The 10,898-nt window shown below is 61.4% G+C and carries 12 protein-coding genes and 1 pseudogene; 8 read left to right on the plus strand and 5 right to left on the minus strand.

What is annotated here, in order from left to right:
• Window positions 1-928: 928 nt before the first annotated feature.
• A complete protein-coding gene (locus tag Q7U29_RS10335) occupies window positions 929-1,135 on the plus strand; it encodes a hypothetical protein (protein WP_304741044.1) in 207 nt (68 codons plus the stop codon).
• A gap of 93 nt (window positions 1,136-1,228) precedes the next feature.
• On the opposite strand, the gene Q7U29_RS10340 is transcribed toward Q7U29_RS10335, so the two are convergent.
• Window positions 1,229-2,446, minus strand: coding sequence for an EAL domain-containing protein (locus Q7U29_RS10340; RefSeq protein ID WP_304741045.1), 1,218 nt, complete (start codon window positions 2,444-2,446; stop codon window positions 1,229-1,231).
• 460 nt (window positions 2,447-2,906) lie between these two features.
• On the opposite strand from Q7U29_RS10340, the gene Q7U29_RS10345 reads away from it, so the two are divergent.
• Window positions 2,907-3,116 (plus strand): cold-shock protein, encoded by a 210-nt coding sequence (locus tag Q7U29_RS10345; RefSeq protein WP_291869870.1) that lies wholly within the window; start codon window positions 2,907-2,909, stop codon window positions 3,114-3,116.
• Window positions 3,117-3,293: 177 nt separating this feature from the next.
• Here Q7U29_RS10345 and Q7U29_RS10350 read toward each other — a convergent pair whose 3' ends face one another.
• Window positions 3,294-4,457: a hypothetical protein gene (locus Q7U29_RS10350; RefSeq protein ID WP_304741046.1), complete on the minus strand. Its 1,164-nt coding sequence runs from the start codon at window positions 4,455-4,457 to the stop codon at window positions 3,294-3,296.
• A 338-nt stretch (window positions 4,458-4,795) separates the two neighbouring features.
• Between Q7U29_RS10350 and Q7U29_RS10355 the strand changes: the two genes are divergently transcribed.
• Window positions 4,796-5,419 (plus strand): LuxR C-terminal-related transcriptional regulator, encoded by a 624-nt coding sequence (locus Q7U29_RS10355; RefSeq protein ID WP_304741048.1) that lies wholly within the window; start codon window positions 4,796-4,798, stop codon window positions 5,417-5,419.
• A 183-nt stretch (window positions 5,420-5,602) separates the two neighbouring features.
• On the opposite strand, the gene Q7U29_RS10360 is transcribed toward Q7U29_RS10355, so the two are convergent.
• The 3 genes from Q7U29_RS10360 to Q7U29_RS10370 form a co-directional block, all read right to left on the minus strand.
• Window positions 5,603-5,851 carry a hypothetical protein gene (locus Q7U29_RS10360; RefSeq protein ID WP_304741050.1) on the minus strand — a complete coding sequence of 83 codons (249 nt, stop codon included), beginning with the start codon at window positions 5,849-5,851 and terminating at the stop codon, window positions 5,603-5,605.
• Between the two features lie 266 nt (window positions 5,852-6,117).
• A complete protein-coding gene (locus Q7U29_RS10365; protein WP_304741052.1) occupies window positions 6,118-6,510 on the minus strand; it encodes a response regulator in 393 nt (130 codons plus the stop codon).
• A gap of 303 nt (window positions 6,511-6,813) precedes the next feature.
• Window positions 6,814-7,539 (minus strand): Crp/Fnr family transcriptional regulator, encoded by a 726-nt coding sequence (locus Q7U29_RS10370; RefSeq protein ID WP_304741059.1) that lies wholly within the window; start codon window positions 7,537-7,539, stop codon window positions 6,814-6,816.
• Window positions 7,540-8,013: 474 nt separating this feature from the next.
• Between Q7U29_RS10370 and Q7U29_RS27700 the strand changes: the two genes are divergently transcribed.
• The 5 genes and pseudogenes from Q7U29_RS27700 to Q7U29_RS10395 all read left to right on the plus strand — a co-directional run.
• A complete protein-coding gene (locus tag Q7U29_RS27700) occupies window positions 8,014-8,256 on the plus strand; it encodes a hypothetical protein (protein ID WP_370691727.1) in 243 nt (80 codons plus the stop codon).
• Window positions 8,257-8,529: 273 nt separating this feature from the next.
• Window positions 8,530-9,009 (plus strand): response regulator, encoded by a 480-nt coding sequence (locus Q7U29_RS10380; protein ID WP_304741053.1) that lies wholly within the window; start codon window positions 8,530-8,532, stop codon window positions 9,007-9,009.
• A 192-nt stretch (window positions 9,010-9,201) separates the two neighbouring features.
• A complete protein-coding gene (locus Q7U29_RS10385) occupies window positions 9,202-9,618 on the plus strand; it encodes a response regulator (RefSeq protein WP_304741055.1) in 417 nt (138 codons plus the stop codon).
• A 107-nt stretch (window positions 9,619-9,725) separates the two neighbouring features.
• Window positions 9,726-10,427: a hypothetical protein gene (locus Q7U29_RS10390; protein ID WP_304741057.1), complete on the plus strand. Its 702-nt coding sequence runs from the start codon at window positions 9,726-9,728 to the stop codon at window positions 10,425-10,427.
• A gap of 282 nt (window positions 10,428-10,709) precedes the next feature.
• Window positions 10,710-10,898, plus strand: a pseudogene (locus tag Q7U29_RS10395) (flagellar protein); the annotation flags it as partial.

The following is a 10,898-nucleotide window of genomic DNA, read 5'->3' on the forward strand; positions in this document are numbered from 1 at the left end:
AAGTGTACCGGCAAGTGAGGTGAAACCATACTAGCCGGATATCGGAAATGCCAGAGGCGGTGCCGATAGCCGTCGCAGCGGCAAGTTCCCCTTCGTTCCATGCCATGCTGGGAATCATCCCGCATATGCGCGCCGCGATACGCAAGTGCATCCATCCCGGCGGTCATGCTGTTGGCAGCAGCAACGAATCCGTGATGCCGCTGCGCTCCGGCGGCTGGCGTGATCGCGATCACATCGCACGACATCGAGCGGATCTAGCTTTCGATCGCAGCAGGGCGATCCTCGCGCTGCGCAAACCGGGAGAAGACCATGACAAGGACCAGGAAGCTCATCGTGTCGGCGTTTGCTGTTCTCGCGCTGAGCACGGCCTCGCTGTCCATCAACAGCGCGGCTATGGCTGGTGGCCACGGACACGGCGGCCACGGACATGGACATGGACATGGACATGGACACGGCCACGGACATGGGCACGGCCATCACGCCCATGGCCATGGCCATGGTCATCATTACGGCTACCGTCACGGCAGCTGCTGGAGGCTGACGTCGTACGGGCTGATCAATGTCTGCGCGATCTACTGATCGGATGACACGCAAGGAACTCGCCCGGGCCAGGAAGCGGGCGAGTTTTCAATGTTGAACCAGCCGAACCAATGAGGTGCAGGTGCACCTGCACCGTTCTGGAAGCCAGCCATAGGCAATGGAACCCTTGGCCGGCTCGACGATCCGGCAATCGATCGAGCGAGGCAGGGGCGGCGAAGACGCTACGTGGTTAACGCCGCAATTCAGCTATTCCGCGCGGCCATTAACCCGAATCATCAGGATAATCAGCCGGTTCCATGCTATCTCGGCGGTCGCGCCAAGCAACGAAGTTTGTTGCAATTTTGACCCATTGCGCCTAAAAGCCCGTTCTCACCGGAAAAATCAGGCGATGGCCCACAATTACGCAATCAACGACGATGTCCACCACCAGTTGCAGGGGCCGCAGGGTCGTGCCGTGGTGAAGCAGCGCAGCATCTATACCATCGTCACCTGCCTGCCGATCGAGGCCGACGGCCGCCCGCGCTATCGCATCAAGAGCAAGACCGAGAACGTCGAGCGCGTGGTGACCGAGGAACAGATCAGCCGGCTCGGCTGATCCGATCAGCCGGCTCGGCTGATCTGGGCAGTCAGTGATGTCGATCTGACGAAGGCCGAGTTCGACCGCGGCCGATCGCGGCGCTGATCCGTGTCACTTCGGCGCCAGCACCGGTTGGATCAGGGCGGAGCGGGCGAATTTCTTGAGCGCTGTGGGCTTGCCGAACAGGTAGCCCTGGACCAGGTCGAAACCCATTTCATTCGCGGCAACGAAATCGGCCCGGGTCTCGATTCCCTCGGCGACGACCCGCACGCCATAGCCCCTGGCGAGTTCGATGATGCTGCGGCACACCGTCTGCTTCAACCGGTCGTTGGCGCAGCCCGTGACGAATTGTCGATCAACCTTGAGTTCGGCGAAGGGGAACGTTTCGAGTCCCATCAGCGCCGGCCATTCGGCTCCAACATCGTCGATCGAAACCGCGATGTTGCGCAGCCGAATTTCCCTGGCGACATCGACCAGCACGTTCAGGTTATCGATCACCTCGGCGCTTTTGACTTCGATGAGCAGGCCGCCGAATGCCGGATGCGCCGGTATCCGCTGGCAGAGCTCGCGCACCGCCTGGTAATTCCTGAGAAAGGAGGCCGGCAGGTTGATCGAGACGTCTGTCGGGGTTTGCTTTCGCAGCAGGTAGTGCCAATCCTCGATGGCACGGTCGATCACGAATTCCGACAGGCGCCGGAAACAGGGATCGTCGCCCTCCGGGACAAAATAGGCCGGCGGGACCACGCCCCATGTTGGATGCCGCATACGTACCAGCGCTTCGGCGCCGCTGCGCACCAGTGTGCGGGCATCGATCTTCGGTTGATACCATAATTCGAGCCAGCCGGCGTGCAGTGCCTCCGCGACGTGAACCGCCGGGCGGGGTACCGGATCTTCGGGCAGAAGCTTGCCAACGCGTTCGCGCAATGCCCCGGCTGCAAATGGCGTGGTGAGCGGCGGCAGCATCGCGAGGCCGTATTCCTCGCCGACTTGCCGCACGGCTCTGACGATGATCGACTCGCGCGCGCCGATGGCGAGCACCTTGCCGCCGAACTCGCGGCGCACGAGGGTCTCGAGAATTCTGCCGGCCTCGATTCCGTCGACCGACACGCCGATGACGACGATATCCGGAAGATGGGCCATGAGGATCTCTTCCAGATCGTCGGCCTTCGCGCATTCGCTGGTGACGAAGCCGAAATCTTCAAGGATGTCGGTGAGGAACGCCCGAAGATGCTTCTTGCCATCCGCGACGCACACGCGTGGCGCCACCTTGCGGCGTCCGAAAACAGTATTTGTCTGCGCGAGATTGCCGCCGCGCATCGAGTCCGTCATCGCCAAATTCCCCCGCCTGAAGCGGAAGGTTGTTAGCGGCGCGCATGGTTTCAAATATGGTGATCCTGCGCGCGGAATTGAAATTATTCGCGTAACGTCAAAGCGCGCAATGCGCGTAAAATTTTGCAGGAAAATTCTGCAGGAACTGCGCGCGGGAACCGGTGCGGTAACGCTCTTTCGTCACGCAGGACCGGGAAGGTCGTGTGTGGCGTGGCCGAACCGCGGATCAGCGGCTCGACTGGTCCGCGGCCGTTGCTTTCGTTAGGGTTTTGTCATGTTGGCGGGATTCGCTTGCTATTTCAGCCGGAGCCGTGTAAACGCCTGCCATTCGAACAATCGATCTGCCTTGTTGAACGCGCCGAACCGGCTCCACTCCCCAAGACATCGCTGAAATCGGATTTACGCCCGCGCGAAGGTCGTGCGGGCAACTCGCGCATTCGCGCATCTTGGAGAAACTCAAATGTCTACCGGAACAGTTAAGTGGTTCAACGCGACCAAGGGCTTCGGCTTCATTCAGCCTGACGATGGCGGCAACGACGTGTTCGTGCACATCAGCGCCGTCGAGCGCGCCGGCATGGGCTCGCTCAACGAAGGCCAGAAGCTTTCGTACGAAGCGAAGGTCGACAGCATGCGCGGCAAGACCAGCGCGGAAAACCTCCGCGCCATGTAACGCAAATCGATCCCACCGATTTCCGCGGATGTACCGGAATCACAGGGATCAGTTGGCGCCATCAGCGACATGAAATCAAAGCCCGCCGGCCAAGCCGGCGGGCTTTTTCGTGCCCGTCCACTGGCGATCGCGTGACGCGCTCAGCCGGCATCGCGACCGCGGGCCGGCGCCGGTTCCTCAGCCCGCGCTGACGAGTTTCCTGCAAAAGGCCGCTCCGCCGGCCAGCGCATCGCGCCCCTTCCAGGCCAGATAGGTCAGGCGGCCGGAGAGGGATAGATGGCCGCGCAGGCTGCGCGATCCCAGCACGTGGCCGACATTGTCGGGAAACCGGCTCACTTCCGCCTCGACGAGCGTCGCAGTCGCGCTGATGAGATTCTCCAGCCGCCGTCCCCATTCGGATTCGTCAAGCTGATCGATGCGGACCCGCAGGGCGTATTCGGTGTCGTAGATCTCGGTCAGGATTTCCTTCGCAACCAGCACCCGGTTGTTCTTCAGGGCGACGCGCAGCGCCGTCCGCCTGATGTCCAGGCGATCCAGTACCATCGAGACCGTGATCGCATAGGGCGTGGCGGCGATGTCGGCGGCGTTCTTGCTCGGCGCGGCCTTGCTGGCAAGGCGGATCAACTGCCATGGCGTCTTCAGTCGCCGTGCCACCAGTGCCAGCGCAAAGGGCAGCGCATCGGCGTGCTTCTTTTCGAACAGTTTCAGCAGGGATTCGACTTTGGCGACGAGTGTGTCGCTGAACTCCGCGATCTTGACCGGAAGGGCATCGTTGAATTTTGCCAGCGCGACGCGTGCTCGCATCGCGCAAAGGATCTTGTTCAGGTCGTGAGGAACCGATCGCGCGGTCGTATAGGTCGCGAGCTTGGCCTGGGCCTGACGGGTGGCATCCGGCGAGCCCAGCGTATTCTCCAGGGACTTGACCACCTTGGTCTGGAACGTGTCGACAACCCGCTGGACTTCCTTTTGATTGTCGGAGGCGATCAGCTTGTTTACCGCGCCGGCATAGTCGCGCGCCATCGTCGGCAGCAGATCCCGGCTGATCCATTCCCAAATGGGAGACAGCGAGCCGCGCGATATTCGCCCCGAATTGGCATGGTCCGGATCGGCGTCGATCAGCAGCGGCTCCAGCGGAGCGAAAAAAAGTCGCGAAGGATGGCTGACGCGGCTGGCATTCGATCCATCGGCGCGGAACTCGGCGCGCAACTTCTCCAGGACGGGCGCCGCGCCCGGAATCTCGGCGCCGCAAACTTCCAGCCGCTCGAGTTCGGTCAACAGGCTGCCGCGCGTCAGCGGGGTCAGCCGTTGGAGGAACTCCTGGATCTGGTCGATCAGTGCCATTGCGATCCGTTTTTTGCGCGTGATCAATTCTGTCTCGACGACGGGACTGTCGCATGCAGGCGTAAACGTCGTGGCATGGAACCACGAAAACAGTTGGCGCCAGATTAAGATGCAAAGCAGATACCCGTGTAACTACGGGGGTTCGCGCCCGTGCCTTGATGCCTTTTCTCTCAGTATAACTACTGAGATTTTAACGCGGGTTGGGCGTTTCCGGCGGAATACGCGCGATTTGACGCTGGATCGCCGCCGCCGACGACCCCGGGCTCCGGTAAATTCACCGTAGTCTTACTAGGTACAAAATTAACCCTCGAACAGCAGAGGGTTGTTAAACAAATTGCATGTCGCAGCAGGAAAACCGAATCACTGATTCGCCCTTTTCGAAGTGGACGGAAGGCAGTGCGCCGATCGGCGGCGACGATCCTGAAATTGTCCGGCTGACCGCTGCGCGAACAAAGGCGATGGATGAAGCGGGAGCTGCGATCGCCCGCCAGCTCAACGGGCCGTTGACCGCGCTGTTGCTCTACATGGGCGAAATCAAGCAGCACAGCCACCAGCTCACGCAAACCGATGGCAATCGGGCTTACCTGCAGCAAGTGGTGGAGAACGCGCTTCAGCAAACCGAGCGCGTCTGCGCCATGATGAAGCAGATCGCCGGCACGCAGGAGGAAGCCGTCGTGGTGCCAGGCCGCGCGACGGGCTGGGAAGTCCGTACCAGCCGAACCAGGGAACGCACGCCGGGCGTCATGTTCGCATCGGAACCCGGTCAGAAGCCGTTGACGAAGCGGGAGCGCGAGGTTCTGAACTTCATCAGTGAGGGCTGCTCCAACAAGGAGGGCGCCTTGCGAATGCGCATCAGCCCGAGGACTTTCGAAAGCCATCGCGCCGAGGCGATGCGAAAGCTCGGCGCGCGAAACACGGCGGACCTTGTCCGCACGGCGTTGCTGCATTCGAGTGGTGTGTAAGCGCCGGATCGCGCGGCACGCCGGCGGTGCGTCATCGCCCGGCCGCGATCACGCCCTTGGCGGCTTCAGCTTCTGATTTTCCGATAAAGTTGTGAGGCCGGCAATACCTTGGCCGGCAAGGCCTCGGGGCGACGCTGCTCGGTTACCGAAGGCTCAGGCATCGAACCCCGGGCGTCCCGCCGCTCAATAAAAGTCTTCCACGAAGGCGTGAACGCGAGGCGTCGGCCGCAACACCTCTGCCTTGATCTTGGGTTCGGTCGGGACGATCGTGATGGTCCACTGTGTCGGAACGCTCGACTTGCTCTCCAGCACCGAGCGCACGTGACCGGTGATTGTCGACCCGCCGGTTCGGATCGTCGCGGTTCTACCGTTGAACTGCGCGATACGAAAACGCCGGACTTCTTTCTGGTCGGTCGTTTCAAACGTGAACATGAAGCTCTCCTCTGCTCACGCAATATCGCCGCTTATTCTTATCTGTGTGTGAAAATCCTACGCCGTAGTAGTACGGCCGCGTTACGCCGGGGGCGGCGACGGAGAGGCCCCTTTGCGATGTCTGCGCGCAGGGCGAAGCAAGGTCGGCAAAGTAGCGGGGAGAGAACGAATTCGTCGCCGGTGCGCGGGTGGCGATCGCGTCGGCCGCGAGTGATCGCGGCCGGTGTTCGGCCTGGAAAAAGGCCGGTTGGATCGGGCGCGGTATGTTACTCCGCCGACCCCGGAAACACCGCTTCCATCTTGGTCTTCAGCGTGGCGGCATTGAACGGCTTGACGATGTAGTTGCTGACGCCGGCTTTCTTCGCGGCGATGACGTTTTCCGTCTTCGACTCCGCGGTGATCATGATGAAGGGCGTTTGCGAAAGCTCCGGACTGGCGCGAACTTCCCTGAGCAGGTCGTAACCCGTCATCGGCTCCATGTTCCAGTCGGAAATCACCAGGCCGTATTTCTTGCCCTGCATCTTGGCGAGCGCGGCCGATCCGTCGCTGGCGTCATCCACGTTCTCGAAGCCAAGCTGCTTCAGAAGGTTGCGGATGATCCGGATCATGGTGTTGTAGTCATCGACCACCAGGATCGGCATCGATAAATCAAAGGCCATGTAGTTACTCCGCGGGGTTCGCAAATTGCCGGCACAAGTGGGATATCCGCAGCATGCGAAAGAAAATATTCGATGCTTTTCTCGAATTCACGCCCGTCAGCACTGTGACAACTACCAGCGGTCATTGAACAGCCCGTTAATTCCGGTCGAATTAAAATTCCAGGGCAGGCGGACTTCCCTGTCGCGATTCCCGTAAATGTACGGATACGGCGTGGTTGGTGCTGCACGATTTACCACGATCGTCATACGCAATGGCCCGGCGCCCACGTCCGCGGCATCAGGCCGGACCATTCGGCAGGCCGTCTAGCTGCCGTCACGCCCGTAGTGCGGATTAATCAGCCTCTCGTACTGGGCCTTCACGCTTGCGTAGCACTCGCAGGAGGTCTTGCTGAGGCCATCGAAGTCGGTGATCTCGATATGCCCTCGGCTATAGTGGATGAATTTGGCCTGCTGCAGCGTGTTGGCCACCAGCGATACGCTGTTGCGGCGCGCGCCGATCATCTGCGCCATCGATTCCTGCGTCAGGACGATGTTGTTGCTGCCCGACAGGTCGCGCGTGTGCAGCAGGCATCGCGCCAGCCGGGATTCCACCGTGTGCGCGGCGTTGCATCCCGCGGTCTGCTGAATCTGCGCGTACACCGCCAGTCCATGCCGCACCAGCATCGCCCGGAACGTCGCACTTTGCTCGGCGGCGCTCCGCACACGATCGATGTCAAGCATCGAGGCGATGCCGGGCACCAGCACGACGGCGCTGTTCAGGGCTGTCGGATCGCCGAGCGCGGAAAACGTGCCGAAGATGCTGTCGCGGCCGATCATCGCGATCTGAACGCTTTCTCCCTTCGCAAGCTTCACCACGAGAGAGATCACGCCCCTATGCGGAAGGTAGGCGCGCTTGAGCGTTTCGTCGACCTCGACCAGCACGGTTTCCTGAGCCAGATCGACGGTGCGCAGATACGGACGGACCAGTTCGAAATCGTCCGCGGCCAGGGCCGACAAGAAGCCGTTGGGTGAACGAGTAGCCGAGTCCAAACGAGCCTCCTGCCTTGAGGGGGAGCGCACCGGTCTCAGGGTCGCCGACGCATATGCAAGGTCTCCAGCTAAAAAAGCATAGGCTGCAGGCGCATGGTTGGCGAGGAGAATCGGTATCCAGCCGTGCCTCTCGGCATCGGGTCCACTCACATGAGCGTTATCGTGTGGATCCCGGCAGCCCCGGTTCGTTGCGGGGTCGTCAATCGGGCGCCCTGAGCAACCGGTCGTGCTGCGCCCTGACTGTCTGGTAGCATTCGCAAGACGTCTCTCGTAGTGCTTCCGCGTTGGTGATCTCGAGGTGACCGCGGCTGTCGCGAAGAATTCCGGCCTCCTGCAGCGCATGGGCGACGGTCGACACGCGCGTTGCGCTGCACACCGATCATCTGCGCCAGGACTTCCTGCGTCAGTGGCAGTATTTCGGTGCTGGTCCGATCGCGCGCATGCAACAGCCAGCGCCAGGCGCGCTGCGACCCAATGCGACGCATTGCATGCGGCGCCGAAAATGCCGTCCGGGCCGACCATCGCCACTTCCACCGTCTGTCCGTCCGGGAAGCTGTTCCTCGAGGAAATGACGCCGCTCTGGGGCAGATAAACATGCGTCAGCGGCGCGCCGGCTTCAACAAGGACAGCTTCCCTTACCAGCTCGCAGATCTGGAGATGCGCACGCAGCAACTCGAAGTCCGCCGGGAGCAGAGCTTGCAACAGCTGGTTGGATGAATGCAGGACAGGCAGCAAAGCTGGGCGACCATTTTGATTCGATCGTTTGCCAGCGCGCGCCGTTGCCGTCTGACAATGCATGCAAGTTGAGTCCGGCGATTCGATCGCGCAAGCTGGACAGTTGCGGCTGAGTTCCAATACACGGCAGAGGGCAGACAGACGGCTGCATTGAGGCGGAAATGAGAATCACGCGCTGATTCGCGGTGGCGAAAATCACAGCGCGATCAGTACAGGAGTTGGTTGAACGCGTAGAGGGGCGGGAGAAAGCCCGGCATGCGACGCATTCTCGTTGTGGATGACGACCCACATATTTGTCTCGCCATTCGCGCGTGGCTGAAGCGCTATGGCTTCAAGGTCGCGATCGCCGATGGTGGCGCCAGCGGTCTTCTCGCCCTCGACAATTCGACGTTCGACCTGATGATCGTGGACATCTTCATGCCCAATATGCGGGGCTTCGAATCGATACGGGTGTTTCACGATCACGCGCCGACGGTGCCGCTGATCGCGATATCCGGTTACGCCTTCTCCGGCCTGGAGCGGGGCAGTCCCGATTTCCTGCGGATGGCGCTCAGGCTTGGCGCGACGCGCTGCCTGCGCAAACCCTTCAGGCCGACGACGTTGCTGAGCGTGATCGACGAATGCCTGTCGGAGGCCGAGCCTCATCGAAAGTACGTCGCTACCCTGGCCGCCGTCACCAACGCGCTGCCGGACAAGTCTTCACACGGACCGAGGGAGGACATTTTTGCAGATTGAGGCTGTCAGGCTTCGACCGGCGGCAAGGCGTGATGCCTGGTGGATTCCATAGAAAAGTCGAGATCGAAACGGCGTTCGTCTCGCGACGTTGCCCAATTTCGATCCAAATCATAATGGGGAGAGACCCGATTGCATCACGATTCCGAAATTGCCGAAGCATCGAAGATACAAATCCAGCCTCAGGGGGCTCTCATGCCACGTGTTCTCGTTGTCGACGACGATCCAATGGTCTGCATGGCCATCGAGATTTATCTCGAGCGCCACAGCTTTAAGGTGACCATCGCCGATGGCGGCGAAGCAGGATTGCGCGCGCTGGAAGGCACGACATTCGACCTCATGATCGTCGACATCTTCATGCCGCATATGCGCGGCTTCGAGTCGATCCGGATATTCCACGAGCGCGCACCGACGGTTCCGCTGATCGCGATGTCCGGTTACGCCTTTGCCAATCTGGACTCACCGGCCCCCGATTTCCTGAGGATGGCGCTTGAACTCGGTGCAACCCGCTGCCTGCGCAAGCCGTTCACGCCGGCGGCGTTGCTGGCCGTGATCAACGAGTGCATGGCGGAAGCGCAGTCCCGTTTCGCGAGCGTGGTTCAGTTGAGATAGCAACTCCTGCCGATTGCGGAGGGCGGGCGACGCCGGGATCCAGTGACATGCCTCGGAGATACCTGCCGGCTGAAGCCGCGGAAGCGCAAGCCGGCCGGGTCCACCGGATGGAGATCGTCGGTGAGTTGACTGGCGGCGTCGTCCACGACTTCAACAATATCCTCACCGTCATCTCGGGCACCATCGACATCCTGGCCGAGGCCGTTGCCGACCGGCCGGACCTCGTGGCGATCACAACACTGATCGGTGAAGCCGCCACCCGTGGCGCCAGCCTGACGTCGAACCTTCTTGCCTTCTCGTGCGGCCAGCCCTCGCAGGTCGGCGAGGTCGATGTCGCTGCACTGCTGGCCGACGCGGCGCGCCTGCTCCGGCCGACGCTGGGAGAGCAAATCGCGATCAGTTCGAAGCCGGTTCTCGGCGTGCAGCTGGTTCTGGCCGATCCATCCCGGCTCATGGCGGCGATTCTCAACCTCGCGATCCTGGCGCGGGATGCCATGCCGCGTGGCGGCAATCTCGGCTTCGAGGCCGGGCGCGCCGACCTCGATATATCGGCGGAAGATTTCGTCCTGATCGCAGTCAGTGCCTCCGGTCACGATGGCATCGCCGGGTATACGGAGCCGGTGTTGGCCGACCTCGGCGTGGTCGAGGATATCGTCAGGCAATCCGGCGGGCACCTCGAAGTCCGCGGCGAAGCCGGTCGCGGAACGTCCGTCAAAATATATCTGCCCCGCGCAACAGCGCTCGCTCGGTCGCCTGACGAGGCCGACAGCGAAGGGGGCAGCGAGGCCGTGCTGAACTGGCGAGAATGATTCGCGCCGCACTTGCGGCCAGATACCCCGTAATCTTCCGGTCGCCGCGACCGAATGATCGTCCCGATGTTGAAGTCGTTGTGCTGCAACGGTTACTGCCGCGTCGTCGTGGCGATAATCGTTCTGCAGATTACTTTGCCTGGCGCCGATCATTCGCGTTTCTGGGTATTTGTACGGAGTGGAGAATTAACGAACAGGTAGCACGCGGAGGAACAGTGTGGCCCGTCGCCGAAGAATAAGCGGCGTCGTGTAAAAGTGTAACATCCAGAAGGATCAAACAGTATGTCCGGCATTGTTCTCTCGTCCTCCGTCCGCCAGAATTTGCTTTCGCTGCAGTCGACCGCCGATCTGCTCGCCACCACGCAGAGCCGCCTCTCGACCGGCAAGAAAGTGAACACCGCGCTCGACAACCCCACCAACTTCTTCACCGCCCAGTCGCTCGATGGCCGCGCCAGCGACATCAGCAACCTG

The organism is Bradyrhizobium sp. (assembly GCF_030654605.1).
GTDB lineage: Bacteria > Pseudomonadota > Alphaproteobacteria > Rhizobiales > Xanthobacteraceae > Bradyrhizobium.

Bases quoted from the DNA above. Each gene is read 5' to 3' on its own strand.
- Q7U29_RS10335 (WP_304741044.1), top strand. From the start codon at position 929: ATGGCCCACAATTACGCAATCAACGACGATGTCCACCACCAGTTGCAG.
- Q7U29_RS10340 (WP_304741045.1), bottom strand. From the start codon at position 2,446: ATGACGGACTCGATGCGCGGCGGCAATCTCGCGCAGACAAATACTGTT.
- Q7U29_RS10345 (WP_291869870.1), top strand. From the start codon at position 2,907: ATGTCTACCGGAACAGTTAAGTGGTTCAACGCGACCAAGGGCTTCGGC.
- Q7U29_RS10350 (WP_304741046.1), bottom strand. From the start codon at position 4,457: ATGGCACTGATCGACCAGATCCAGGAGTTCCTCCAACGGCTGACCCCG.
- Q7U29_RS10355 (WP_304741048.1), top strand. From the start codon at position 4,796: ATGTCGCAGCAGGAAAACCGAATCACTGATTCGCCCTTTTCGAAGTGG.
- Q7U29_RS10360 (WP_304741050.1), bottom strand. From the start codon at position 5,851: ATGTTCACGTTTGAAACGACCGACCAGAAAGAAGTCCGGCGTTTTCGT.
- Q7U29_RS10365 (WP_304741052.1), bottom strand. From the start codon at position 6,510: ATGGCCTTTGATTTATCGATGCCGATCCTGGTGGTCGATGACTACAAC.
- Q7U29_RS27700 (WP_370691727.1), top strand. From the start codon at position 8,014: ATGCGACGCATTGCATGCGGCGCCGAAAATGCCGTCCGGGCCGACCAT.
- Q7U29_RS10380 (WP_304741053.1), top strand. From the start codon at position 8,530: ATGCGACGCATTCTCGTTGTGGATGACGACCCACATATTTGTCTCGCC.
- Q7U29_RS10385 (WP_304741055.1), top strand. From the start codon at position 9,202: ATGCCACGTGTTCTCGTTGTCGACGACGATCCAATGGTCTGCATGGCC.
- Q7U29_RS10390 (WP_304741057.1), top strand. From the start codon at position 9,726: ATGGAGATCGTCGGTGAGTTGACTGGCGGCGTCGTCCACGACTTCAAC.